This window comes from Agrobacterium sp. OT33 (genome assembly GCF_017313365.1).
GTDB lineage: Bacteria > Pseudomonadota > Alphaproteobacteria > Rhizobiales > Rhizobiaceae > Agrobacterium > Agrobacterium rhizogenes_A.
In genome coordinates, this window is the sequence record NZ_JAFLMZ010000010.1 from 130,644 (window position 1) to 155,595 (window position 24,952).

Here is a 24,952-nt window from a genome sequence, read left to right on the forward strand (position 1 = left end):
TCACTTGGCGTCGAAAGCTTGCGAAAGCTGGTTTACGGTGCTCTGCATGGAGGTCAAACCACCGCCGACCAGATACCAGGCTGTCGCGTCCATATAGACAACTTGCTTTTCCTTCCAAGCCGTCGTTTGCGACACGATCTCGTTGTCCAGCAGCTTGGACGCTGCATCGCCCTCACGACCAATCGCAGCATCGCGGTCGATCACGAAGATCCAATCCGGGTTTGTCTCGAGAATGTATTCAAATGAAGCCGGCTGTCCGTGCATTCCAACCTTGATGTTTTCGTCCGCGACCTGAACTCCGTAATCGGAAAACAGAGAACCGAAACGGGAGCCGACACCGAACGTACTCATCTTTCCGCCAGTCGTCAGGATCAGCATCCCTTTTCCAGAATGAGCCGCCTTTTTCTTCAATGCCATGGTAGATGTCTCGAGTTTCGCCAGCAGGGTCTCGGCTTCCCGCTGCTTGCCGAAGATTGAGGCCAGGGTACGAATGTTTTTCCTTGAACTTTCGATGAAGTGTTTGGAATCCGCCGTTAGATCGATCGTCGGTGCAATCTTGGCCAGATCTCCATACTTGGAAGAAGATCGGCCGGCCACGATGATCAAATCAGGTTTCGCAGCGTTTATCGCCTCGTAATCCGGTTCGAAGAGCGTTCCAACTTTGACCACTTCCCGAGCCTCGTATTGAGAAAGGTAGGCCGGTTTGCGCCCGCCCGGCACTCCGGCGACCTCGACGCCGAGCGCAGTCAGCGTATCGAGGCTTGCCAAATCGAATACGAAGACCTTCTTTGGTATTCCAGACAACGAGATTTCACCCTTCGTGTGCTTGATTGTTACCTCCGCTTGAGCCGTGCCGACCAGTGCATTCACACTTAAAAACAGGCTGGCTATGGCTAGTACAAACCGCGAGAGATTGCCTGATCGTTTCATTTCACGCTCCGTGGGGAAGGCTCATAACGGCTGCCAAAAGTGGATAATTGCGGTATACTTATTGCGAGGTTTTTCGAAGGGTCAACACCGCTGACTTCGAAGCCCTCTAATTTCTCAATTTTGTCAAATGACGACGGCTGATCACTTAACTCGTCAGGCGGCAGGCGTGATGCAAAGCGGGCCGAACAAACGCTCGTTTTCCGCCCTTTCCGCAGCTTCGACAGGATTTCGCGAAACGACGAAATTCATCATCATACCGTGATCCTCGTGTTCAAGCTTATGACAATGCAGAAGATACCGTCCTTCATATTGGTCGAAGGCGACGAGAACCTCGATCGACTCCTGTGCCCACATAAGAACCGTGTCTTTCCACCCTTTTTCCCAGGGCATGATCCGGTTGCGACCGCCCTGCCGCGACTGGACTTGAAAATGTGTTCCATGCACGTGGATCGGGTGAGGTGCTCCGCCCGAGCTTTCGAAACGCCATCGCTCCACCTTCCCGAACGGCACGACGAAATCCGTTAGCGCCATGTTGTACTCCCGGCCATTAATGCGTTGATCATTCTCGAACCGGAAAACGCGATCCGGCGCGCCAGAATGTTCCAGGCGCGTGATCTGCGAGAGTTGCTTGGGTGGCTGCCAGGGATCCCGGGTAGTTTCAACGATATCGATCTGTAAAAGCCGCCAGCCCGAGGCGTCGCAGTCAAGGCCGATCGTTCGACCGGGCTTGATAGTGCGAAGATCCAACAAAACGTCTATGCGTTCTGCCGGACCGATCTCTATCACATCCAACTCGCTCGGTTGATCCAGCAGCCCTCCATCGTTACCGATCAGGATCAGAGGTGCCTGGGAATACAAGCGAAACACGCGGGCATTCGCAGCGTTCAAAATCCGCAGACGGTAGAACTGATTTCCTAAACGCGCGCGCGGCCACGGAACGCCGTTGATGACCGGGAAATCGCCTTCGCTGCCAGCGAGCACATTCGGATAGAAGAAGTCGCCGCTTGCGTTTATCTGCGCATCGCGAATAGCAAGAAGAAGTTCGCGGTCGCCCCCTGGAAGACGCAGGGCGTCTTCTTCATCATCTTCAACGACGAAGAATCCTGCCAGTCCCCCCCACGCTTGGGCGCCGGTACTTTCATGCGGATGGGGGTGATACCAATTCAACGCCGCTCGCTGGACGAGCGGAAAACTGATCCGCTTTTCAAAGCCGGGCGCTAAAGTATCAGCCGGATGGCCGTCAGCGTCCGACGGCAGAACAAGACCGTGCCAATGAACTGTCGTCACCGCATCCAGTTCATTACTAATCGTCTTATCGAACGTCTCTCCACGGCGGACGCGAATGGTCGGACCTGGGCTTGATCCATTGTAACCGAAGCCTGGATACTTCAATCCAGACGCGAACTCGTGATAAACACGCGCCGGAATAAGAGGATCACTCTTCAAAGCAGGTACCGGTGATTTTAGAAGCGGACGCTCCGCAGGCACAGGCAAAGACGAAGGTGCGGATCGCCGGACCCCATAGAGATATCCTCCTCCCGCACAAACGACTCCAGTGCCTAAAGCGGCCAGTGTTTGCCGCCGAGAAAAACAGCGCATTTCCATTATTCCCGTTTTTTGATTGCGCTCACAGCAATGATAAAGATAAGTTGAGTTTTTAGGACAAGTTATGTACCCGGGGCGACGGCGTCAACAGCCGTCCCTTTAAGCAAATCCAATTTGCGGAAATTGGTAAGAGACCTATTGAAATGAAAGAAGTGTGACTGAGACCATGAACGACATGAAAACAGCCAAGCGACCGCAGGGTGGATTACTTCACCTTAACCGGGTCAAGTTGCTGTTCATTCTCGACACGCTGCTTAGAGAAGGGAGCGTAGGTGCAGCCGCTCAAAGCATGGGAGTTCAGATTTCTGCGATGAGCCGAATGTTGGCGGAGCTGCGAGAACATTACGGCGATCCCATATTAAGCCGAACTGGTCGAGGCATGCGACCGACGGAGTTTGCGGAATCCTTGCGCCTGAGGGTCCGTGGGCTGGCTGAGGAAGCCGACAAACTCCTTCTCCGTCAGATGATTCTGGAGGAAGCTGAAGGTGCCACCCATGAGGCAAGTCGGGAATGGCTGCAGCAAGCTTTGATTTCTCCCCCTCCGCTCGCTGTGACACATGGCGAGCGTCTTGAAGCAACGCCGACACCGCGCGGAACCGCGCATCGGTTGGCAACGATTGGTCACAATGCGGAACCACACCGGCGCCTGGCAAAGTACATCGCCACCACAGCGCCAGGGCAGGGTCGAAGCCGACCCCTCGGGATGAACGAAGCGGAGGATGCGCTTGGCATAATTTTGCGAGGTGAAGCCGATCCAATTCAGATTGGCGCGCTATTGATGACGATGCAATATCGAGGCTTGACGGCACTTGAGCTTGCGGGTTTCGTTCGTGCCATTCGTAAGCAAATCCTCATCGGAGTGCCAGCGAGCCTTAAGCCCGATCTGGATTGGCCGGCCTATCTTTCCCCGAAATGGCGAGAGCCGCTTTGGTTCATTCATTCGATCCGTCTCGTCGCAATGGCAGGATTTCGGGTCGTGATCCACGGAAATTTCGGAAGTGGCTCAGAGGGTGGCAAACTGGAGGCAGCGGCCAGAGATGCAGATATTCCAGTCTGCCTGACCTCGAAGGATGCAGTTAAGGCATTTACCGATGGCAACCTTGCCTACGTGCCACTCGGCGCTCTATCTCATCAGGCTCAAGCGCAACTCGCTCTCTACCCTCTGTTCGAAATGCGCACGCCCCTTCACAGCGCGGTACATCTGATGAATCCGCTGGGTGCAAAAACCACGCTGGTTGGAGCTGCAGATAACGCCAGTCGTGATCTTTATCGGCAAGTGGCGCAACTCTTGGAAATGGAAAGGGTGTCGGTCATCGGTTCGACCCGCGACTTCGCTCAGGTTCCGCCAGGACGGGCGACGCAAATTTTCCGCCTTGTACACGGGCGTGATGTTGATGTCCGTGTCGAGGCCCGTCGGACGACCAGATCTGTCTCCCCCAAATTGCTGACACAAAGGGAATATTGGGCGGCAATTTGGTCAGGTGGCGCACGAGACCAAGCGGCAGAGGATAGTATCCTCCATACCGCTGCGGTCGCCCTCATGAGCCTGTCTGAAAATCCCGACTCCGGCTTCGGCGATGCTCTGGAGCGGGCGAAAACTCTTTGGCTTCGGCGCAAGGGCTGACACGTGGCTTGTCAGCCTCTGTTGTCATGACTTGGTAGCGACGGAAAGAAATTGCACCGTGCCGGTTGGACCGGAACGGTGCAGCGAGGCACTGAAGAGGACGTTTTGCTCTTCGTCCGTCAAAACTTGCTTGTCAGGGAGATGAAGTAAGCCCGGCCATTTTCTTTATAGTTCGACGAGCTCTCTGGCTGGGAATCGAAGACATTGTTGACTCCGGCCTTCATCGTGAAGTTGTCATTGATGTCGTATTTCGTGGAAAGGTTGACACTGGAGTATGGTTTGACGTTCTGTGCCGTCAACGTTTCGGTCACTTCCACATAGTCAACCTGCTTGCCGTACCAGTCCAGCGATGCGGTAAAACTCAGGTTTTCCCGGGCCTGCCACGTCATCTCCGTATGGATCGCGTATTCAGGATCTGCAGACAAGGGCATCCCGGTCTCGAGGTTCTTTGACTCCAGCAGGTACGTGAAAGCGTTTGTCCAGGTTAAATCTGGATGTATCGGTATGGTAAGGCTGCCCTCGATACCTTGAGAGCGGGCTCGGTCTACGTTGATCTGCTGTACGTATTTCGTGCCGTCATCGAGGATGAGAGAAGCGACCCGAGCGGACGTGATCTTATTCTTGACGTCGTTGAAGAAGTAGGTGGCGCTCGCCTGCCAGGCACCATTATCGTAATAGAAGCCAGCCTCGAAACTGTTGCTGGTTTCCGGTTCGAGATCGGGGTTCCCGACCATTTCGCATGGACCTCCAACCGCTCCGCAACCGCGACCGCGGGAACTGGTGACCCAGTTGGGATCGAGTTGTCTCAGGTTAGGCGCCTTGAAGGCCTGCGCCCAGCCCGTTTTGAATGTCAGGGCGTCCGTCAAGTCGTAAGTGAAGTATGTTCGCGGGCTGAAATGCGAACCGAAATGTTCATTGTAGTCGTACCGTAATCCGGCGGTCATGCGGAAGGCATCGGTAAATTCGATCTCGTCTTCGGCAAAAAGTGCCCCTGTGAAAACACTCGCTTCTGCCTTGCCGCTGGAACCAGTCAACGAGTTCTCCTGCCCAAGGTTGACCGGATCATCGAGCTCCTCATACCGCAGTTCTCCACCCACGATCACGTTATGAGTCCAGAAATAGTCGAACGGTGTGAGAGCTAGCTTGCTGTCGAACGTGTAGTTGCGTGAGGTGATTTCCTCACTCGAAACTCGGTTGTTGTTCGTGGCCTGTTCAAAAAAGCCGGTGGTCGTCGACGTGCCGATGTCCCACTCGCCGACATGACGGAGAGAGGCCGTCGTACGTTCGATTTCGGTCTTGCTCGTGTCAGTTTCACCGTCGGCAAGATAGGGCTTATAGCGTTCTCGGCCATGACCAATTTCCAGGTCGAATGTTTGATCCGCCGAGGGCGTAAATGTGAGGCGCCCTGTCAGATCGAAATTATCGTTGCCGTCCGGCACGGATATGTCACCGGATGCCGCGCTATCATCGGAGTCCTTCTTGCTGATGTTCCCGAACGCCGTAAAGTTTAGAGTGTCGGGAATGATCGGACCACTAATATAGCCGTTCAAGCGTCGTGTCTGACCGGTGGCGTCACTGTCCGGCAAAAGAAACTCGGTCGTCAACGAGCCGGTCCAGCGATCGCTGCCCTTTTTGGTGATGATGTTCACCACGCCACCAAGCGCATCTGAGCCATAGAGTGTGGACATCGGACCTCGAACGACTTCGATTCTCTCGATTGCCTCTATCGGCACCCAGTCGAGATCGCCGTTATAGTGACGAAGTGTGGTTGCGCTGGCATTGACACGCTTGCCATCAATAAGGATGAGAGTGTATCCGGTTCCCAGGCCGCGCATGCTGATCCCACGCGTGCCATCGCTACCGAACCCGACATTGACCCCCGGTACGGTTCGAATCGCTTCAGATATATCCGCGATCGCCTTCTTTTTCAGCTGATCTTCGCTGACGATGGAGATGCTGGCCGGTGCGTGTTTGATGTCCTGTTCGTATCCGCCAGCCGTTATGACGATCGTTTCCAGCAATGTGGATGTTTCGTCGGTCGCCGGCTCCTGAGCGTATAGGGGCGAATAGAACGTTGTCCCCGCTAGCAATACCAGCAGCGTAGACTTCAACGAAATTTTGGATCTCCTTATATCCCGTCGTGCGGCGAACACACCGGCTCCAGTTGCAAAATGATAAAATTGCCCCACTATCATAACTGTCACACCCAATAACCTGACTATCTTTGTCATGTTATTGGGTGTGATTAAGAGAGCGTCAACGGCGATGATTTCGAACAATTCCAAATTAATAAAATTGGAATGCGTCAACCTCACTAGGGGCGTGCGGCGAACGATTGTCAGCTGAAGACAGAAGGACTACGTCGACGATATCGTCGGTGCGACAACGCCATTCGGATCTCATGCGATATCTCCTCCAATACCTTTCCCGCTTTTGGCCAGCAGCATCATGTGAAGGTCGAAATAGCTAAGCGGGAATTCGTCCTTGTCGGGGCGCGACATCGGCGCTCCTCAATCTCGGGTCAGACCGTACAATCCGACGGGGTAGGCATATACGGTTCGAGCAAGTCGCAGCTCCAGGATATTGCAGTCAATCCCAACATAGAACCAGGGAGCATTTCCCCGGTAAGGGCGCCCTCGGAGATCAAAGCGCCCGCTTCACGATCGAAAATACCGATACCAGGCCGAAGTTAACACCTAGAAGCGCCATTGAGTATGGGCAGCGCCGGCGGACCGGCAGAGCCGCAACAAATTGCAACATATCCGAATAAAGTTTTGCAGGAGATAATGTAGAGGTAAGGTAGAATGCGGCGCGTAGGCTGCGGACAAATCAGCACCCAAACAGGTCCGACCCGACAAGAGTTGACAGCCATGGCACTATCCCCACAGCAACACGGAAACAGCACTCATCTCAAAGCGGTCTCACAGACCCAGGCGCGCATCCTCATCGTTGAAGACGACGAAGCTATTGCAAGCATGCTGGTCGATCTTGTCACCGCTCACGGCTTCCAGGCTGCATCGGCGGCCAATGGCAGGGAAATGGATAGTGCGCTGTCGCGTCATGACTTTGACCTGATCCTCCTTGATGGCATGCTTCCTGGAGAAGACGGGTTTAGCATCTGCCGACGACTGCGGGCGACGGGGAAGACGCCAATCTTGATGCTAACGGCCTTGCGGGAAGATATCGACCGCATCCTGGGTCTTGAGCTTGGTGCGGATGATTACGTCACCAAGCCGTTCAATTCTCGCGAGTTGTTGGCCCGCATCAAGAACATTCTTCGGCGAGCCGCGGATCGACAGCAAGAGCCTGAGGCCGAGCTTGAACCAATGACTTTTTCAGGGTGGACCATCGACCCGCGCAGTCGGCAATTATTCGATGCCGACGGCGCACAGGTTTCCATGACAACAGCCGAGTTTGACCTGCTTTGGGCTTTCTGCTCACATCCAAACAAAGTTCTCACACGCGAGCAGCTTCTGGCGATGACCCACGCGGGCTCAGCGGGGCCAATCGAGCGTAGCATCGATGCCCATATCAGCCGTGTTCGCCAAAAGATCGAGCCTAATTTAAAGGATCCGACGTTTATCAAGACCGTTCGGTTGGGTGGATACCTGTTCGCCTCGAAAGTGGAACGTGTTTCATGAGGGGGCTGCGCACTGCCTCGATCCGCAAACAGCTTTTTTTCCTTGCCCTCTTGCTGGTCGTACTTGTTTCAACCGTTGCGGCGTTGTCGGAGCCGTTTATCTACGGCCGACACGATAAGGGAATTGAGATCGGCCTGTTCGCTGGTCGCGTCGAGACCATCCTCGAACAGTTCTCGAATAGCCGAGATGCAGTAGAAGAAGTCGCCGCGTTTCAACTTGCCGAGCGTATGGGTATTGCAGTAAAGCGCGCCTCGCCCTCACATGCCACAATTTCCTATCAGCCCGGCACACCGACACCGCAGGTTCTGCAGCAAGTCAAAGACCTCATCAACGACGGGATTTGGACTTCGATCCGCAACGCGGTTCGTGCAAACAGCGGTCCCGCTGTATTGACCGTTAAACTTCACGACAACAGGGCTCTCTCGTTTACGCTACCGCAGTTTCCAACCAGCGTCTGGTTGGCGCCGGCCATGGCGAGCGGCCTCCTGAAAATCGTCATCCCTCTCATTTTGCTCGCCTATATCGGCAGCTGGCTGATAACAGAACCTCTTGTCCGCTTCGCCGCGGCCGCGCAAAGGGTGAGCATGGATGACCACTCGGAGGAGCCCTTCAAAGCTGAGGGCGCATCCGAAATTCGCAGCCTCGCAGCCTCCCTCAATGTCATGCAAGGCAGAATCCAGAAGATGCTGCGAGAGCGAACGAGGGTGCTCCGCGCTATAAGCCACGACCTTCGAACCCCACTGACACGATTACGAATGCGGATCGATCGTTCGTCCGAACCTGAGCTCAAGGAGCTGATGCTTGCCGATATCACGACGCTGTCGTCACTGATCGATGCAAGCTTGAGCTTTCTCGACAACCGGTTTGAACCCCCACGCAAAGTCGACCTGTCGAGTTTACTCCAGACAATCTCCAACGACTTTGCGGATACAGGCGTCGAGGTCCGCTTCGTCGGTCCGCGCAGACTTAAATACACTTGCATGCCGCAGGGCCTGACGCGAGCTGTCTCCAACCTGGTTGATAACGCTTCGAGATTTGCCGAGCACATCGAAATCGAACTGATTAGCAACGAGGACGGCGGCGTGCTGATCTGTGTTTCGGACGACGGGCCGGGGTTGCCTGACGACTTGAAGCATCGTGTTCTTGAGCCCTTCTTCAAGGCTGATGAATCCCGCCAGACAGGGGGGAAGAGCGGCGGCTTCGGTTTGGGGCTTTCTATTGCTCAGGGCATCGTAACGATAGGTCACAAGGGTACGTTCCGGTTGCTCGACAGGGATCCTAACGGACTTCTGGTGGAGATCGCGCTACCTCCTGCCGAAGGTGCGCAAGCTTCAGCATCTCAGTTCAATGGGCCAAAGCCTAGTGGATCGATTCCAACACTTGGTGCCCACGTTTCACGGCGGCGATGATATCGTCAGGGTCAGCTTTCCAGATGAACGGCCGTGGTTCGTGATTTTGTTCCTCGATGAAGCGATTGATGGCGGCCCGCAGGTCAACAACGGAGTGGAAGACGCCGTGCTTCAGCCGCCGGCGTGTCAGGACAGCGTTCAGCCATGAACATGATGTCGGAACGAAGTGGAACGTCCATCGCGGATGCCTTGCTAACCAAGCGCGAACCTTCTGCTGCTTATGGGTGGCGTAGTTGTCGAGAATGACGTGAACGGCTTTATCCTGCGGTAGTTCGGCTTCAATCGCGTTGAGGAAACGGGTGAACTCCTGATGTTGGTGACGCTGCATGTTGCGGCCAATCACCGAGCCGTCGAGGACATTGAGGGCGGCAAACAAGGTTGTGGAATCGTGGCGTTTATAATCATTGGTCATCGTGCCGCCCCGGCCCTTCTCCAGGGGGAGATCCGGTTGCGTCCGGTCGAGCGCTTGGATCTGGCTCTTCTCATCGACCGACAACACGATGGCATTGGCCGGCGGTGAGACGTAGAGGCCGACCACATCGTGCAGTTTCTCGGCAAAAGCTTTGTCCTACTACTACAGATCCGACGGGCTATACCGGTCTCGCATTCGCCCAGCACCTGAACGCTGATTTGAGTGACCGTAACGGTCGTATTCCTTACCGGTACAACAGCGGAGCGAATTGGAGACAATTTGACAAGGTCATCGTTGATCCTGTCACGGTCTATCATGGGCAGGACAATCAGTTCGGCAAAGTCAGCGAGCAGGACAAGAATACCCGCGTAAGCTACATGCAGTCCCAGTTCACCCAGAAGCTGCGAGCACGTTTTTCCGTTGTGGATTCGCCTGTACCCGGAACCTTGCGTATCCATCTGACGCTGACAGGAGCGAAGGCGACCACGCCGGTCTTGGCCCGTTCTCACATCTCGATATCGGGGGCGGTGTCTACAACGCCGCGCGAAAAGGAAGGGTCGATGACCGGATCGGTGGCCTACGCTGTCGAGATCTATGACACAACGAGCAACACGCTGCAGTCAGCCTATGTCTCCAAGCAGTACCCGAACGCAATGAATGTCGGTACGAGCTCTGGGGCTCTGAGCCTTCCAGCTGGCAATCGACACGGGGGCCGATGCACTGCTGGCACAGTTGCGTCCGTAAAGCGGTTGCAACATTTTGCAATAACAAACGACACACGGCAACGTCAGCCAGGCGCATGATGTCGTCGTGCTTCGTATTGCCCCCACACATCGCTCCGACTGGATCCCAAATAAAGCCGGGCAGCGTTCAATTAAGGAGAGTTTCATGAGACGTTATGTCATCGCGTTCAGTGCGACCGCTGCTCTTAGCGCCATCGCTGCCGTACCGGCGTTCCCGCAGGTGGTTATCTACGATGACCAGCCTTCAGGTCCTTACTCGGTCGACGGGAACGCGGAATCCAACTTTTTACATTCGTGGAACCGCAATCATGACAATCAGAACCGGTGGTCCGGGGGACGGTCCAGCTTTGGACCGGACGATGTCATCACCTTGCTTGTAGATCGTGGCTACCGAGTGAGAAATGTTCAGGATATCGGAGTACGTTATTTGGTGAAGGCAACCCGCGGCGGCGACAACCTGCTTGTGAGTGTTTCGCGCTCCGGCGATATTATGGGTGTCGTCCACGAACAATATTGACGTGCGAAACCAGCGCCGAATCCTCAACCTATTCACAGTCTTGCTCGCCACTTCGGTGGGCCAAGCTTGCACTCGAGCATCGTCAAGCGCAAAAAGAAAGGTATCCAATGTCCGATCGTCTCGAAGGCGATATCATTTTCCCACCGGAGGCGCCCAATGGGGGTGTGATCCGTGTCGAGCGTGTGTGGCAGCATCGCCATGATCTCGAGATGCGGGTCCCAAAGCGGCGTCACAATCGTTCAGCGTTGCTCAAGCTTGCGGCTGGCGGGATAGTGCTCGTCGCAATCTGTATGCTTTCCTACGGCGATCTGGCTCCAACACAGACCCCTGTTTTGAAAGAGGCCACTGCCGCCTATCCCGTCGGTTGGGAAGCGGCAGCCGTTTCAACAAAACTCCGAGACATCATCGACGTTGCGCCAGCACCAATAATGGCGAACATCACCGAGACGCAAACTGCTTCCATACCCTACACTGTTATTCCAACCAAACGTCCGGTCTTTGAAACATTCAAACCCAGTGGCGCCGGGCGGGCTAACCCTGTGATATCTACCAGTAGCTCGGCCAAAGTTCCCCGCTACGATCGATGCAACCCGAGTTGCAAGACCCGCCATCCTCTGGTCGTTGGCACGATACCACCCAAAAATTCTGCACTCTCGCCTGACAGTGGCGCCGAAAAAACTGAAATTGGGCGCTCGAACCAAGCCGTCAAAGTGGGGACAGCCGTATTCAACGGCGCAGGATTTGTGCTTGTTCAGACGGCGGCTTTGCCATTCACGACGCTAAAGCTGGGTCGAGATGCCGTAACCAAGTTGTCCGAGCTGGACTGATGGCGACTTTGGCATTGGTCAATTCAGCTGATCCGCGTCGGTTGAATATTGAGGCTCTTCAATCGGCGAGGATTAGAAACCATGAAATAGCAGTTATTCAGTACGGTCGCTCTACCAACGTCGATTAGAAGACGGCAATGGGCGCAAGGTTCTGATCAATGACGGTTAATATTTGCTCTTCAACGCCCCACGCCGCACGTCAGTAAATATCGTTCTCCGGCATCTCATCATAAACTGCAATCTAACCGCACATCCCGCCTTGGTATTGGCTTGCTTTCGACATCGTGAGGCGATCTGCAGCGCGCATACTTCTCCACACAAAGGAGATCAGTATGTTCGAAGGCGAATTGACAATTCATGACGTTCTCAACGATCCGCTGGTTAGGCAGATGATGGATGCTGACGGCATATCTTCGGCTCAATTGCGTCGCCTATTGCTTGAAGCCCGCCAGCAGCATCTGACAACCAATCCCAGGGACGCGCGGCGACCAAGCACGGTTCCGCAATTTCGACAATGCGCCGTCGTGAGTACACAGGCGGCGGAAATTCCGCGTCGCAACAAAACATAATCTGAAAAGATACTCTGCAACATGCCCCTGGGCCATAGTCAGCCTCATGGGCAGGGCTGAGCCGCTGGCGATATCCCTGTTCCGCAACTCGACATAGGAACCATGCCATGAAACTTAGACTTTTGGCCTTCGTGCAACAGACGTCTTAACGATCTCAACTGGGACTGCCCCAGCGGAGATCAACGGATCCGATGTGTCGTACCTAATGGCCGTGCAATGAACCGGCCGCAAACAAGGTTGCGATAAACATCAACGTCGGGCCGCGATGGAACATGTTTTCAAGCCCTCAAGCCGTGATCGCTTGCAGCTGTCCAATTACGCGGACAGTCCGGCTACCAAGGAGAAAAAATGAAAAGAAACCTGATTGCGCTCGCTTCCGCCGCGTTCCTGATGACTGGCGTTTACTCGGCCCAAGCCCAAGACGCGCATCTCGTCCAGGCACAAGATCGGTATGTTCGCGACCGACACGAAAGACGTCATGAACGCCGTGAGCTTCATCAGCGAGATGTCATTAGCATGCTCGAGGGGCATGGATATCGCATTCGCGACGTCAAAATGGAACGCGGCCATTATTCAGTCAGGGCCTCCCGCCGTGGCGAACGGCTCCTCGTCGTCGTGTCCCGATACGGCGAGATACTTGAGACACGGCGCATCACCTCCGATCGCTTCTGACATGAGGCGTAGGGTCTGGCCGCCTATGGGTCACTCGGAGTGGGTGCCCCGCCGGGCGGCCAAGTTATCAGCTAAGGTAGGCGGATTTTTTCCTTCAATCGCGTGATAGGATTTTCAGTTGCTTCTCGATAGTCTTCACAATCGGTCGCGGATCGAGCCCCTTCTGCAGTCTGAAGCTGCCGAATGCGGACTTGCGTGTCTGGCGATGGTGGCGGCTTATCACGGCCATCGCGTGACGCTGTCCGAACTCAGACGACGCCATGCCGTGTCCGCGAAAGGCACGACGCTGAAAAGCCTCATCTCGGTTGCTGACGATCTCGGTTTTACCAGCCGGGCCCTGAAACTCGAGATGGAGGATATCGGCAAGCTGAAGATGCCTTGCATCCTGCACTGGGACATGTCGCATTATGTCGTGTTGAGCCGGGTAACGCCGAGCCGGATCGAGATGCATGATCCTGCGATCGGCCAGCGGAGATTGTCCCATGCGGAAGCATCCAGGCATTTTACAGGCGTAGCGCTGGAACTGACGCCGGCCGCCACTTTCCGCAAGCGCAAGGTGGTTGAGCGGGTGCGCTTGGCCGATTTGTGGTCGAAGAGCGCCGGCTTCATCCCGAGCCTGCTGCAGATCCTGGCCCTCTCTGCCTTGCTACAGTTCTTCGCTCTGCTGTCGCCGCTCGTCAACCAGATGATCGTTGACGAGGCGATATCCAAGGGTGATCTCAGCCTTCTGAACGTGATTGTTATCGGTGCCGGATTGTTACTGCTGGTTCAGAGCGCCACGACTCTGCTGCGCGGTTACGTGCAGATGCATTTCAGCACGCTTTTGACCTTCCAAATGCGCGGCAATCTGTTGCGCCATGCGCTGCGCCTGCCGGTGCCGTGGTTCGAAAAGCGGCGCCTCGGCGACATCCTCTCCCGCTTCAACTCCCTGCAGCCGGTACAGGACCTTCTGACCGGCGGGCTTGTCTCCGGCGCCTTGGACGGGCTCATGGCCATCATCACCCTGGCGGTTATGCTGATCTATGCCCCTCATCTGGCAAGCGTGGTGCTTGTGTCGCTCGCGCTCGTCATCTGCATCCGGCTCGGTACCTTTCCTTGGCTGCGGAGCCTGACCAATGAGGGCATCCAGTACCAGGCCAAGGTGGACGGCGTCTTCCTCGAGACCATCCGGGGTGCGAGGGCCTTCAAGCTGTTCGGCCGGGAGCTCGAGCGCCACGGCGTCTGGCAGAATGCCTATGCCGACAGCATCAACAACAATGTGCGTCTCCAGAAAGTCAGCCTCAAGGGTTCGGCTGGACTGTCCTTCCTGACGGGAGCGGAGATGCTGCTGGTGTTCTATCTGGGTGCCGGTGCCATCATCCAGGGAGATATGACGCTCGGCATGCTGCTGGCGTTCCTGTCCTATCGCGGCCAGTTCAGCACCGCCGCCCTGTCGCTCGTCGATCAATATTTCAAGTTTCGGATGACGGGTCTGCATCTGGAGCGCCTGGCCGATGCCGTGCACCAGGACCCTGAGCCGGACCTGGATGCCGAGGCGCGCAAGGATCGCCCGCTCGCCGGCGCGCTCGACGTGCGCAATCTTTCCTTCCGCTATGCCGAGCGCGAAGCCTGGGTGCTGAAGGATGTGTCGCTGACCATTGAACCGGGACAATCCGTGGTGTTTGTCGGGCCTTCGGGTGGTGGCAAGTCCACGCTCCTGAAGCTGCTGATGGGCCTCTATCCGCCGAGTGAAGGTGAAGTGCTGGTCGATGGGCTGCCATTCAGCGCTCTGGGCATGCGGGCTTACCGTGCGCAGATCGGCGTGGTGATGCAGGACGACCAGCTGTTCGCGGGCACGATCGCCGACAATATCGCCTTCTTCGATCCCGACATGGATCTGGCACGAGTCGAAGCGGTCGCGGGGCTTGTCGGCCTTCATGACGAGATTCTGCGCATGCCGATGGGCTATATGACCCTGGTGGGCGATCTAGGATCGACCCTGTCGGGCGGCCAGCAACAGCGTGCGCTGCTGGCGCGGGCGCTCTACCGAAAGCCCTCCATATTGTTCCTCGACGAGGGGACGGCTAATCTCGACGTCCTTGCGGAACGTCGCGTCATGCAGGCGCTGAGCAGACTCGGCATTACCCAGGTGATGGTCGCCCATCGCCCCGGAGCTATCGAGGGTGCAGCGCGTGTCTTCGCCGTGGAGAACGGCCATGTGCGTGAGCTGATGCGGGATGTGCCGGCACAGCCTTTGCAGGTGGTGCCATGAGCGAGACGTTGTTCCGCACGGAAGCCATCGAACACCGCCGCCGTCTCCGTGGCGAGGTAATGATCGCACAACCCGTCAGCCACGGTGTCATGACGGCGATCCTCGGCGTCTTCGTGGTCGTCGGTGCGACCTATCTCATGACCGGCACCTATGCCCGCAAGGAGACCGTGCAGGGCTACATCGCCCCGACCGGCGGCCTGGCGCAGCTCTACGCTACCAAGGGCGGTATCGTAACGCGGGTGCTCGTCCATGAAGGCGACGTGGTGACCCAAAGCCAGCCGATGGTGGAGCTGTCGCTGGAAACGACCGGCGCCGACGGTCAGGTCGGCGAAAAGCTGCGCTTAGAGACCCAAGCCCGTATCCAGTCGATCGACACACAGATGACGGCAACGAAAGCCCGCTTCGACGAGGAGGGGCGGCGCCTGTCGGCCCGCGTCGAAGGGCTTGGCGGAGAGCTGGCGAGCCAGGAACAGCGCCTGGAATCGGAACGCCGCCTGCAAGCCCTGCAAACCGACGATGCCGGCCGTTATGCCCAGCTTCAGATCAAGGGCAGCGGCACGCGCTTCGAGCTGTCGCGCCGCCAGCAGCAGATCCTCGCACAGGAAAGCGTCATCCACGAGCTGGAGCGGCAGAAGGAGCAGCGGCAGGGCGACCTAAACGATGCCCGTTCGCAACTGGCGAACCTGCCGGCTGAGCGGGATGACAAGCTGGCGCAACTGCAAGGCCTTCGCAGCGAGCTGGAGCAATCCCTGGCGCAATTGCAGGTCAACCGCGCCTACGTCATGGTCGCGCCGGTAGCCGGTCGGGTCGCGGCTCTTCAGGCGCAGCCGGGGCAGACGGCGGTGGCGCAGTCGCCGCTTGCGGCCCTGGTACCGGCCGGCAGCAATCTCGAGGCCAACCTTTTGGTGCCACCGCGCGCGGCCGGCATGATCCAGCCGGGGCAGGAAGTGCGGCTCCGGGTCGACGCCTTTCCGTATCAGCGCTTCGGCGTGGTGTCGGGCCATGTCGTGCAGGTATCCCGCGCCACCTATCGTGAGGGTGAGCTTCTGGCTCCCATCGCATTCAAAGATCCCGTCTACCGCGTAACCGTCAGTCTGGAGCGCACCAGCATCGCCGCCTACGGCGAAGAGCGCCCGCTGACCCCCGGTATGACCCTCATCGGCGATGTCATAACGGATCGCCGGCACTTCACCGACTGGGTATTGGACCCCCTGAAGGCCATAGGCAGCCGGTGACGACAAGAAGAGGGGAGGACCATCCCGGTCGATCCCTCAAACCTAACCCAATAGGAGACTAACATGAGCAACATCACTGAAATCAATGCCGACATGCTCGATCTCGTCAGCGGCGGCGCCACGACTCTCGCTTCGACGGTCACCATTGGCGCCGATGGCGCCGTCAGCGGCAGCTATACCTTCGGCAGCCGCTCCGGCACCTTCTCGGCAACGCTGCCAGCAGAAGTCGTGCAGAAGGCTGGGACGTTCTCGTTCAGCAACGCCTCCGGCTCGTTCAGCTTTGACAGCTCGTTTGCCGCTTAACTCGGCTTAAAAACATCACGCCGGCAGCTGGAAACAGCTGCCGGTTCGGTCTGAAGGCTCTTGCCAGTACATCTGGCGTTGATCCGCCGTGACTTCGGACTTGCAAGGCACGGCTCCGCATCAGTGACCACTCCGCGCCGGTTAAAAGCCGCATGAGAGGTAGGGACGACCTACGTTTCAATCAGCCCACAATTTGCGCTCAGATAGATCGGCACGGCGCGACGGGTGGTTTAAACATAAGCAAACCAGATGGATGGTCGGCAGGGATAACGAAGCCTATGGTTCGTTTCCTATCAAAAGTTGGGCTTGGCTGATGTCTTTCTGGGTATCAAGGTCGGAGCCGAAACGCGTATCCCGTCGCCTGCCGAAACAACGCCGCCTGTCAGCAGATCCAACGCGTTTGATGCGATCTCCTCAAAGGAAACCGCAGTGTCGTCAGCGGGGTTGGAAGATGGCTGACGATGGGGATGTCATTATACCCGACGAGGCCACGTGGTTCTGCGCCTATATGGTCGCCAATGGCACGATAACCAGTCTTCCGACCTTTTATCGCCAGACGTTCAACTTGCCGCTTGCAATCAGTATTTTCTACGGCTTCGTCACCTCGGTCGGTGGCGTAGTTGCGGCCGTTATCTGCGCATTGCTCATCGACAAGGTCGGCCGTAAGCGTTGGTATGCAGGCGCCCTTTTGATAGCGCTGATCCCGCTTGTCATCCTCGCCTGGTTGGGTGCGACGTCGGCAACCCAAGTTCTCGTCCTTGCCGGTCTCGCCGATCCGGTTATCCGTCAGCTACTGCATGCTGATCGTGTATCCTCCCCGCAACTTCGACAGCTGCTGCACAATGCACGTGAGAGGTACCGCGCTGCGGCCCACCGTGATCGACCAAAGCCTGCCCCAGTTTATCCTCTTCTTGTGCCAGCAGAAACAACTTCATGGCACTCATCCGGGATAAGTGCCGCATCGCAACAAAACATAATCTGAAAAGACACTCTGCAACACACCCTTGCGCCATAGTCGAGTGCATGAGCAGGGCGAGCCGACCGGCGCGAACTTCGCTCTGCACATTTAACATAGGGACGTTGACATGCAGTTCAGACTTTTGGCCTTCGCAGCGCTTGCGCTATCTTCCGCGGCCCCCGTTCTAGCGGCCGATCTCGTTTACGAGCAACCTGCACCTCCGAGCGAGCAGCAGGTCTACACCGCTTACGACTGGTCCGGTTTTTATCTCGGCGCACAGGGCGGTTACAATTGGAACCAGGCCACCATTTTCGGATCTGACGTTGATCTCGACAGTGGCTCCTTCGGAGCCCATGCCGGTTACAATTTCCAGCATGGAAACATTGTTTATGGTATCGAGAACGACTTCAACTACAATTTTGAAGACGGCAGCGACGCAACTGTGGAGTGGGATGCGTCGGGCCGCGGCCGTGTCGGCTATGCCTGGGACAGGACCTTGTTCTTCGCGACGGCAGGTGTGGCCGCGGCAGGTGCCAAAGTCGATGTTCCGGGCGCCGGCAAGAAGGACGACATCCTTATCGGCTGGACCGCTGGTGGTGGTGTAGAGCACGCCGTCACAGACAACATCCTGGTGCGCGGAGAATATCGTTACTCGGACTTCGGCAGCAAAGACTTCGGCTCGAGCATCGGAGATTTCGGTGCTACCCAGCACAAGGTGCTCGTTGGTGCCAGCTACAAGTTCTGATCAGTAGCGACCGATCACTCGATAGCTGCTTCTCAGATGCTGACTGCCGCCCTCGCCTCCCCCCCCCCGCGAGGGTGGCAGCTCCGTCGTAACGCAATAAGCTCCACAACATATCGTAATAAGTTCGAACATAAGATCACACGAATATGGTCTATCGTTCCGCTAGAGATTGTGAGGGATGGTGGTGATGAGCTCAGAGTTAGATGACAGCGGTAAACGCGAAGCTGATTTTCTAAAGCAACTTGCAAATCCAAAGAGACTTCTGATCTGTTCGCACCTGGTTCGCCACGAGGAAGATGTGAACAGCTTGGCCCGAAAAGTTGGCCTTTCACAGTCTGCTTTGAGCCAGCACCTAACACGCCTCCAAAACTCGGGCCTCATCACTTTCAGGAAGGAGGCCCAGTTCCGGTACTATAGCTGTCACCATCGAGGTGTCACATTGGTCATCGATCTTCTTAAAGGCATCTTTAACCAGGTCGATGAGCTGGAAACCTGCATTTCGTCAACGTCGTGCGTCCCCCTGGCATCAATAGGAAGCGCCGGGTCAAACGCCCCCCAAACTGCTGGCCGTTAGACATTTCACGCCTGTCATTCCCTGAATCACAGTCGCACCAGATCCCGCACCGCAGTATACTAGACGCATCCGGATGGCCGATGTGCATCGATGAAAGAGTCGCTACCAGTCCGTTGATCCGCCTGTTGCGTCGTGCGCAGCCGTCCATCTGGTCAACCTGTCGCGGTGTTTTGGGCTTCTCTCATGCCGAAATCGGCACCATGACGTTATCGTAACCGCCGGCATCGATCAGCGCTGTGCCTGCGAGCGCGGTGACGTTCGAACCTCGCAAGCCCTGCTGCCAGGCCGTGCGAGGCTCGGCGTCCAGAAGCCGACTGAGCTTTCGGGAAGAACCACGAAACGGGTCCCCTCACCCACCGCCGCGCGCAACGTTGCGATCAGGTCACGGTGATGGTCGAGCGAACCGTCCCGTCCAAGGATCTGTCCATGTTCAAGGTCGATGCCCTCCCATCCTTCCTGTAACAAGGGATGCGTCCACGTGGCGGCGGACCCGAGCCAGAATCCTGCCAGGGCGATGACTGAAACCAGCCAGAGCCTCGTCGTCATGGCGAGGAGTTCGGCTGCGGCTGCGATCAATCCTCACCATCCCCATTCCGAAAACAGCACGTCCGCCGCCGTCAACGGATGCGCCCAGCCGGTGATGCCGAAGGGCGGCAACCCCGTAAGCAGCGCCGCTGCCAGATACCGCAACACCCCTCCCCTTTTCGGAAGCGCCTCTTCCGATAGCCCTGGCCAAAGTGCCGCATGGATACCGACGAAGTAGGCCGAGGCCGCCAGCCAGAGCAGGAGGCCGGGCCAGAGATCGGCGCTGTAGAAGTTCGCGACGACCCGCGGCAGGCCGCGCGAGGCGGCAAGGAAATATCCGGCCGACACCATGCCGGCGACCAGGCGAGAGGGTGACAGCGTCCGGAGCAACGGGAAGAGCATCGCGACTGGAAGGAGGAGGACCAACGCCGGGTCATGTACGGATGCCCCCGTTCATGCAAGCAGTTCATCGAATGGTGTTGAACGTGTGATCGGCTGCGGTCATGTATCAGGCCTGTTTTGCGGCTCGAGTACAACCGCTGGCCGGTATGGAGCTACGCGGACCTGGTGCAAAATCAGCTCTACGAGCTAGTGGCTCACGAACCCGGATGCATTCTCAGACCCACTCTCACCGATCTTTGTCCTTACCGTTCGCTGACCTCCTCACACGCCGACGATCCGTCCTGACCTTAACTCAGCACTTGCCTACACTGCAGGCAGAACGGAATCCTTGTAATCTTCGTTCTTGCTCATCATTGCCCAGACGGATCGAGCCATCTTGTTGGCGAGGGCGATCGCGACGAGCATGCAAGGTTTGCAAGCCAGCATTCGTGCCGGCCACGAGTTCTCTGGTGGAGCTTTCCGGCATGCTCATCGAATGACGGTCATCGCGCCAATGATGAGAAGCCGGCGGATGTCGCGTTGTCCCATCTTCGATGTTCTGCCGAGAACCTGCTTTCCTCCGCTCGAGTGCTGCTTTGGCACCAAGCCGAGCCAGGCCGCAAAGTCCCGCCCCCTGCGGAAGGTCGCCGTTGTGGCCGCCAAAGCCTCGCCCCGTCTCTACAACGATGACGTCGAGCCGGCCTCATGATCTTCAATAATTTCCGCCAACCGGGCCAGATTCGCGATGCCATGAGGTGCAAGGACACCATGCTCGGCCACATGTGCTCGAAGGGCATTGATAAGCTGCGTTCGCTGACGGACGAAGAGGTCCCGCGTCCGGAAGAGCATGGAGCAGGCCTGCTGGGATTCAGTCTTCGGAGCGACGAACCGCATCGACGGCCGGGTCGTTGCTTCAACGACCGCTTCTGCGTCGGCCGCATCATTCTTCTGCCGTTTGACAAACGGCTTCACGTAAGCCGGCGGGATCAAGCAAACATCGTGGCCAAGTTTACCGATCTCACGCGCCCAATAGTACGCTGTGGCACAGGTTTCCATCGCGACAATGCATTTGGGCAGTTCCGTAAAGAAGGACCACTTGGCCGCGAGACAGCTTTCTGCGCAAGACCACACTTCCATCAATTTCTGCGGCATGAACCTGCAACACCCGCTTTGCAAGGTCCAGGCCGACGATGCTAACTTCCTTCATGGATGCTCTCTCCCCTAAGTGACGTTCTGGCGAACATCACTCTAGCACATTGCGATGCCGTCGGGAGGGGGCATCCACTCCATAAGTTCTCAGTGTCAATCAACACACTGCCAATCGAAAGCTGCAGACGACTTCTCTGCAAACGCGAGACCTGCGCAAACCAGTTGCGCGTCTGACCATGACAATGCGGTGGCAGAGCGGTTTTCAATCCTCTGAAGCGAGAGCGATTGCGTCCCAGATCTACTGTTCACGCGATGAAGCTCGCCAGGACGTGTTCGACTACATCGAAATATTCTACAACCTGAAACGCAAACAAGTTAGGGACGATTGCTGTCACCCGTCGAGTCGAGAAGCAGCGAAAATCTAACTGAGGGTATCTACGAATTTTGAGGCTGTCCAAGACCGAGATCATTTAGGTCCAGTAGATCCGCATCGGATTCTCGATGAGAAGTTTATGCTGGAGAATCTCCGTGGGCGCGATACGGGGAATGATATCGACTAGATGGCCGTCATTCGGCATGTGGTTTGTCATATTTGGGTGCGGCCAATCTGTGCCCCAAAGGACGCGATCGGGAAAGCGTTCCACCAAAGTACGAGCGAAGGGGACTACATCGTCGTAATTCGGCGCTCCGACTTCTGACAGACGCTCTGGGCAACTAACCTTGCTGACGACATTATCGTGTTCCGCCATAAATTTGATGAAGCGTCCGAATTCCGGTCCGTCAACGGCCTTGGTGACGTCCGGCCGGCCCATGTGATCCACCACAACGGTCGTCGGCAGCGACGTGAAAAAGTCCCACCGCTCATCCAGATCCGCCGCTTCGAAATAGATAACAATGTGCCATCCGAGCGGTGCGATCTTGTCAATAATGGCGTGGTAGTAGGCGTCAGGTTTCGGATCGACGAGCCGGCGCACAAAATTGAAGCGCACACCGCGCACACCAGCCTCATGCAACTCGTTCAGCTCCTCGTCAGACACAGTGTCGCGAACGGTCGCAACCCCGCGTGCCCTACCGTTCGAAGAGCGAAGGGCATCGACCAGTGCACGGTTGTCAGCGCCATGGCAGGTTGCCTGGACTATGACATTGCGTTCAAAGCCAAGATAGTCCCGCAGGGCGAACAGCTTGTCCTTACCCGCGTCACAAGGGGTGTATTTCCGCTCAGGAGCGTAAGGAAATTTGTCGCCAGGTCCGAACACATGGCAATGCGCATCGACGGCGCCGGCAGGTGGGCAATAGGTGGGTTTGCTTGGATTGGGATCAAAGCACATCCAGTTCGGGTCCATCTTAAATTCGGCCATTACAATCCCCTTGCCTTAAGCTGAGCGTCAAGTCGCGGATAAACTCGGCGGGCATTGAGCTCGAATACCTTTCGCTTGTCCGTCTCCGAAATCTCCAAAGCATCGACGTAACGTTTGGTGTCATCGAAATAATGCCCAGTCTGCGGATCGATACCACGGACAGCACCGACCATTTCGGAGCCGAACAGGATGTTATCGATGTCGATGACTTCGAATAGCAGATCAATTCCGGGCTGGTGATAAACGCAGGTATCAAAGAACACGTTCTTCATGACATGTTGACCCAGCGGTGGTCGCTTTAGCATGTCTGCAAGACCGCGAAAACGGCCCCAGTGATAGGGAACTGCGCCGCCTCCATGTGGAATGATGAAACGCAGATCGGGAAAATCCTTGAAAAGATCGCCTTCGAGGAACTGCATGAAAGCGATCGTGTCAGCGGCAAGATAATAAGCGCCCGTGGCATGCATGGCGCAGTTGCAGCTTCCCGACACATGGATCATGGCCGGGACGTCGAGTTCGACCATTTTCTCAAAAAAGGGATACCAGTCTTTATCCGTTAAAGGTGGCGAATCGAAACGACCGCCGGAGGGATCAGGGTTCAGGTTGCAGCCAATAAATCCCAGTTCGGAAACGCAACGCTCAAGCTCGTCGATTGACGTGGATATCGAAATGCCCGGTGTCTGAGGCAACTGGCAAACGCCGACAAATGTCTCAGGATAGAGATCAACTACACGTTTAATGAGATCGTTGGATCGTCGTGCCCAAACCTTGGCCGCCGATTGATCTCCAACGTGCGGTGCCATCGCTGAGGCTCGGGGTGAGAAGATCGTCATGTCCGCACCCCGTTCGCGCAACAGCCGCAACTGGTTGGCTTCGATCGTTTCGCGGATCTCGTCATCCGAGATCTCGGGATAGGCGGGATCGATATCACCGCCATTCGCGATGGCGTCTTCCTGCTGGCCCCGCCACCTAGTGTGGGAGGCAGGCGCGGTGGTGTAATGGCCGTGGCAGTCAATAATCATGGCGTTGTGGTCCTCCAACATTTCCAATCAACCGCAAGCGTCGGCTTCGGCAGCGTCAATGATCAACGGAGGGCCCAGACGCGGCCAAGCTTGGCGAGCGGTTCTCCTCCCTCGTCGTAAACGCTTTATACGCGTTCGGTCGCCGCTAGGCATATCGGAACGAGTTTCGCGCCATTAGTTTTTCTGAAGTCCAGTCGCTGCATGCCCGTCGGAATTCTGCCACGAACGCGGCCTGGAGGCGTGTCGGCCGCCAATCGTCACGAACCGTCAGCCCGATTTTTCGCTGAGACGAAAAGGCACTCGGCACTTCGACCAACAGTCCGGCTCGACGCTCAAGGATGAACTGATCGCGCGACATCAAGGTCAGCCAGTCATCGCTGAGCATCAAACCTCTGCTGATCGTGACCGAATTGCTCTCGATGCGCATCCCAGGCGGATCTATGCCGCGCCCGGAAAACATTTCATCCCAACGCACCCGCATGGGGGCCTTGCTGGCCGCGATGATCCATGGGAAATCCCTCAACCGTTCATAGTCGAAATCGTGCTCCATGGTCAGCGGGTGGTCAGCCCGTGCAACAATTACCAGATCATCATCAAACAATTCCTCCTGAACGACATCCTTGGAGGGCGCTGGCTCGCGGATTGCACCAATCAGGACATCCATCTGGCCAGTGCGCAGATTTGTCAGCAGGTCAGGATAGGGCCCCTCAAGCACGGTGATTTTCGCAGCCGGATAAGCGCTGGAGAACCTGGCAAGCGCCCTCGGCAGCAGGATTGCCTGCGCCATTGGCAACGTTCCGATGGTGATGCGCCCGGCACCCTCCAGCTTCAATGCCGCCAGTTCGTCGAAGCCGGCCTCCAATTCCGCAAAGGCTAATCGCGCGAAACGCAGAAGATGGGCCGCAGCAGGGGTCGGCTGAACCGTGCGTCCATGGCGTGTAAGAAGCAATATTCCCAAAAGTTGCTCAAGCTCTCGGGCCGAGCGATGGAGGGCTGGTTCTGATAAACCGGTCACCTTCGACGCAAGTGCGAAACTTCCGGCCTGCTCGACGGCCGTCAGCGCTCTCAGTTGGCTGAGAGTAATGCGGCGCTCGATATTCGGCATCGCCGACAAACGGGCAGAACGCCGAACGCCTTGGCCACCCTTGACGATATAGGCAAGCGCTCTTTCGATACGTTCCGTCATCAACGCGCCCGCTGCGGTCATGACCACTCCGCCGGGCTGACGCTCGAGAAGATTGCAGCCAACCTGCGCTTCGACCTTTGCCACAGCCTGCGTGACGGCCGGCTGCGACAGGTTCATCGCAAGCGCAGCATTGCTGATGCTGCCGGTCCGCCCGGCAATGGCGACCGCCTCGAAGTGGCGGAGATTGATTTCACGATGCGTGTACATTGCCAGACTTAACCAGAACTTATGGAAGGTGCGCAATTCCATTTTGCTTTTTCCAGCGGCTCGCCGCTTAATTTCGCAAGGAGGACGAGGAGGAAGTGTTCCGAAAATC

General features: G+C 56.7%; 20 protein-coding genes and 4 pseudogenes. 15 read left to right on the top strand and 9 right to left on the bottom strand.

Translation table 11 applies throughout. The features are described from left to right. Together JZX88_RS22655 and JZX88_RS22660 are read right to left on the bottom strand one after the other, a co-directional pair. Positions 1-930, bottom strand: coding sequence for a siderophore ABC transporter substrate-binding protein (locus JZX88_RS22655; protein ID WP_206914811.1), 930 nt, complete (start codon positions 928-930; stop codon positions 1-3). Positions 931-1,083: 153 nt separating this feature from the next. Beyond that, on the bottom strand, positions 1,084-2,376 hold the full coding sequence (locus JZX88_RS22660; RefSeq protein ID WP_206914812.1) for a multicopper oxidase family protein: 1,293 nt from the start codon (positions 2,374-2,376) through the stop codon (positions 1,084-1,086). A gap of 325 nt (positions 2,377-2,701) precedes the next feature. On the opposite strand from JZX88_RS22660, the gene JZX88_RS22665 reads away from it, so the two are divergent. Further along, a complete protein-coding gene (locus JZX88_RS22665) occupies positions 2,702-4,159 on the top strand; it encodes a glycosyl transferase family protein (RefSeq protein ID WP_206914813.1) in 1,458 nt (485 codons plus the stop codon). 119 nt (positions 4,160-4,278) lie between these two features. On the opposite strand, the gene JZX88_RS22670 is transcribed toward JZX88_RS22665, so the two are convergent. Beyond that, entirely contained in the window at positions 4,279-6,270 is a 1,992-nt protein-coding gene (locus JZX88_RS22670) for a TonB-dependent receptor domain-containing protein (protein ID WP_305853153.1), read from the bottom strand. 759 nt (positions 6,271-7,029) lie between these two features. Between JZX88_RS22670 and JZX88_RS22675 the strand changes: the two genes are divergently transcribed. After that, positions 7,030-7,800, top strand: coding sequence for a response regulator (locus JZX88_RS22675; RefSeq protein ID WP_206914814.1), 771 nt, complete (start codon positions 7,030-7,032; stop codon positions 7,798-7,800). Further along, entirely contained in the window at positions 7,797-9,209 is a 1,413-nt protein-coding gene (locus JZX88_RS22680; RefSeq protein ID WP_246753525.1) for an ATP-binding protein, read from the top strand. The genes JZX88_RS22675 and JZX88_RS22680 overlap by 4 nt, the downstream gene beginning before the upstream one ends. Here JZX88_RS22680 and JZX88_RS22685 read toward each other — a convergent pair. Continuing rightward, positions 9,160-9,777, bottom strand: a pseudogene (locus JZX88_RS22685) (IS630 family transposase); the annotation flags it as partial. The gene JZX88_RS22680 and the pseudogene JZX88_RS22685 sit on opposite strands and share 50 nt — an antisense overlap. A 62-nt stretch (positions 9,778-9,839) precedes the next feature. Here JZX88_RS22685 and JZX88_RS22690 point away from each other — a divergent pair. The 11 genes and pseudogenes from JZX88_RS22690 to JZX88_RS22740 all read left to right on the top strand — a co-directional run bounded on the left by JZX88_RS22690 (position 9,840) and on the right by JZX88_RS22740 (position 19,015). Further along, positions 9,840-10,424 carry a DUF3313 domain-containing protein gene (locus JZX88_RS22690; protein ID WP_246753526.1) on the top strand — a complete coding sequence of 195 codons (585 nt, stop codon included), beginning with the start codon at positions 9,840-9,842 and terminating at the stop codon, positions 10,422-10,424. An 85-nt stretch (positions 10,425-10,509) separates the two neighbouring features. Beyond that, positions 10,510-10,881: a hypothetical protein gene (locus tag JZX88_RS22695; RefSeq protein WP_206914815.1), complete on the top strand. Its 372-nt coding sequence runs from the start codon at positions 10,510-10,512 to the stop codon at positions 10,879-10,881. Between the two features lie 107 nt (positions 10,882-10,988). Next, on the top strand, positions 10,989-11,708 hold the full coding sequence (locus JZX88_RS22700; protein WP_206914816.1) for a hypothetical protein: 720 nt from the start codon (positions 10,989-10,991) through the stop codon (positions 11,706-11,708). Positions 11,709-12,040: 332 nt separating this feature from the next. After that, positions 12,041-12,277 (top strand): hypothetical protein, encoded by a 237-nt coding sequence (locus tag JZX88_RS22705; protein WP_206914817.1) that lies wholly within the window; start codon positions 12,041-12,043, stop codon positions 12,275-12,277. Positions 12,278-12,625: 348 nt separating this feature from the next. Then, on the top strand, positions 12,626-12,949 hold the full coding sequence (locus JZX88_RS22710; RefSeq protein WP_206914818.1) for a hypothetical protein: 324 nt from the start codon (positions 12,626-12,628) through the stop codon (positions 12,947-12,949). Between the two features lie 118 nt (positions 12,950-13,067). Continuing rightward, positions 13,068-15,200 (top strand): peptidase domain-containing ABC transporter, encoded by a 2,133-nt coding sequence (locus JZX88_RS22715; protein WP_206914819.1) that lies wholly within the window; start codon positions 13,068-13,070, stop codon positions 15,198-15,200. Further along, complete coding sequence (locus tag JZX88_RS22720) at positions 15,197-16,435, top strand: HlyD family secretion protein (RefSeq protein WP_206914820.1); 1,239 nt, start codon at positions 15,197-15,199, stop codon at positions 16,433-16,435. The genes JZX88_RS22715 and JZX88_RS22720 overlap by 4 nt, the downstream gene beginning before the upstream one ends. 63 nt (positions 16,436-16,498) lie before the next feature. Continuing rightward, positions 16,499-16,738, top strand: a complete 240-nt coding sequence (locus JZX88_RS22725) for a flagellar hook protein (protein ID WP_206914821.1) — start codon at positions 16,499-16,501, stop codon at positions 16,736-16,738. Between the two features lie 313 nt (positions 16,739-17,051). Continuing rightward, positions 17,052-17,514: pseudogene (locus JZX88_RS26210) on the top strand (MFS transporter); the annotation flags it as partial. Between the two features lie 309 nt (positions 17,515-17,823). Further along, on the top strand, positions 17,824-18,441 hold the full coding sequence (locus JZX88_RS22735; RefSeq protein ID WP_206914822.1) for an outer membrane protein: 618 nt from the start codon (positions 17,824-17,826) through the stop codon (positions 18,439-18,441). A gap of 187 nt (positions 18,442-18,628) precedes the next feature. After that, complete coding sequence (locus JZX88_RS22740; protein WP_305853155.1) at positions 18,629-19,015, top strand: helix-turn-helix transcriptional regulator; 387 nt, start codon at positions 18,629-18,631, stop codon at positions 19,013-19,015. 579 nt (positions 19,016-19,594) lie between these two features. Here the strand turns inward: JZX88_RS22740 and JZX88_RS26465 are convergent. Together JZX88_RS26465 and JZX88_RS22750 are read right to left on the bottom strand one after the other, a co-directional pair. Next, entirely contained in the window at positions 19,595-19,891 is a 297-nt protein-coding gene (locus tag JZX88_RS26465) for a nitrilase-related carbon-nitrogen hydrolase (protein ID WP_371741236.1), read from the bottom strand. A gap of 354 nt (positions 19,892-20,245) precedes the next feature. Beyond that, a pseudogene (locus JZX88_RS22750) lies at positions 20,246-21,128 on the bottom strand (IS110 family transposase). Positions 21,129-21,305: 177 nt separating this feature from the next. On the opposite strand from JZX88_RS22750, the pseudogene JZX88_RS26215 reads away from it, so the two are divergent. Beyond that, positions 21,306-21,518: pseudogene (locus JZX88_RS26215) on the top strand (IS3 family transposase); the annotation flags it as partial. Positions 21,519-21,540: 22 nt separating this feature from the next. Here JZX88_RS26215 and JZX88_RS22755 read toward each other — a convergent pair. The 3 genes from JZX88_RS22755 to JZX88_RS22765 form a co-directional block, all read right to left on the bottom strand. Beyond that, the gene (locus JZX88_RS22755; protein WP_206914824.1) at positions 21,541-22,428 is read right to left on the bottom strand and encodes an amidohydrolase family protein; all 888 of its coding nucleotides are present in this window, start codon (positions 22,426-22,428) and stop codon (positions 21,541-21,543) included. After that, complete coding sequence (locus tag JZX88_RS22760; protein ID WP_206914825.1) at positions 22,428-23,450, bottom strand: amidohydrolase family protein; 1,023 nt, start codon at positions 23,448-23,450, stop codon at positions 22,428-22,430. The genes JZX88_RS22755 and JZX88_RS22760 overlap by 1 nt, the downstream gene beginning before the upstream one ends. Positions 23,451-23,595: 145 nt before the next feature. Continuing rightward, positions 23,596-24,885: a LysR family transcriptional regulator gene (locus tag JZX88_RS22765; RefSeq protein ID WP_246753527.1), complete on the bottom strand. Its 1,290-nt coding sequence runs from the start codon at positions 24,883-24,885 to the stop codon at positions 23,596-23,598. Between the last annotated feature and the right edge of the window lie 67 nt (positions 24,886-24,952).

What these genes read in the sequence shown, in the direction of transcription:
- JZX88_RS22655 (WP_206914811.1), bottom strand. Translation starts at nt 930, where the DNA reads ATGAAACGATCAGGCAATCTCTCGCGGTTTGTACTAGCCATAGCCAGC.
- JZX88_RS22665 (WP_206914813.1), top strand. Translation starts at nt 2,702, where the DNA reads ATGAACGACATGAAAACAGCCAAGCGACCGCAGGGTGGATTACTTCAC.
- JZX88_RS22675 (WP_206914814.1), top strand. Translation starts at nt 7,030, where the DNA reads ATGGCACTATCCCCACAGCAACACGGAAACAGCACTCATCTCAAAGCG.
- JZX88_RS22680 (WP_246753525.1), top strand. Translation starts at nt 7,797, where the DNA reads ATGAGGGGGCTGCGCACTGCCTCGATCCGCAAACAGCTTTTTTTCCTT.
- JZX88_RS22695 (WP_206914815.1), top strand. Translation starts at nt 10,510, where the DNA reads ATGAGACGTTATGTCATCGCGTTCAGTGCGACCGCTGCTCTTAGCGCC.
- JZX88_RS22700 (WP_206914816.1), top strand. Translation starts at nt 10,989, where the DNA reads ATGTCCGATCGTCTCGAAGGCGATATCATTTTCCCACCGGAGGCGCCC.
- JZX88_RS22705 (WP_206914817.1), top strand. Translation starts at nt 12,041, where the DNA reads ATGTTCGAAGGCGAATTGACAATTCATGACGTTCTCAACGATCCGCTG.
- JZX88_RS22710 (WP_206914818.1), top strand. Translation starts at nt 12,626, where the DNA reads ATGAAAAGAAACCTGATTGCGCTCGCTTCCGCCGCGTTCCTGATGACT.
- JZX88_RS22720 (WP_206914820.1), top strand. Translation starts at nt 15,197, where the DNA reads ATGAGCGAGACGTTGTTCCGCACGGAAGCCATCGAACACCGCCGCCGT.
- JZX88_RS22725 (WP_206914821.1), top strand. Translation starts at nt 16,499, where the DNA reads ATGAGCAACATCACTGAAATCAATGCCGACATGCTCGATCTCGTCAGC.
- JZX88_RS22735 (WP_206914822.1), top strand. Translation starts at nt 17,824, where the DNA reads ATGCAGTTCAGACTTTTGGCCTTCGCAGCGCTTGCGCTATCTTCCGCG.
- JZX88_RS22740 (WP_305853155.1), top strand. Translation starts at nt 18,629, where the DNA reads ATGAGCTCAGAGTTAGATGACAGCGGTAAACGCGAAGCTGATTTTCTA.
- JZX88_RS26465 (WP_371741236.1), bottom strand. Translation starts at nt 19,891, where the DNA reads ATGGTGTCGGCCGGATATTTCCTTGCCGCCTCGCGCGGCCTGCCGCGG.
- JZX88_RS22755 (WP_206914824.1), bottom strand. Translation starts at nt 22,428, where the DNA reads ATGGCCGAATTTAAGATGGACCCGAACTGGATGTGCTTTGATCCCAAT.
- JZX88_RS22760 (WP_206914825.1), bottom strand. Translation starts at nt 23,450, where the DNA reads ATGATTATTGACTGCCACGGCCATTACACCACCGCGCCTGCCTCCCAC.
- JZX88_RS22765 (WP_246753527.1), bottom strand. Translation starts at nt 24,885, where the DNA reads ATGGAATTGCGCACCTTCCATAAGTTCTGGTTAAGTCTGGCAATGTAC.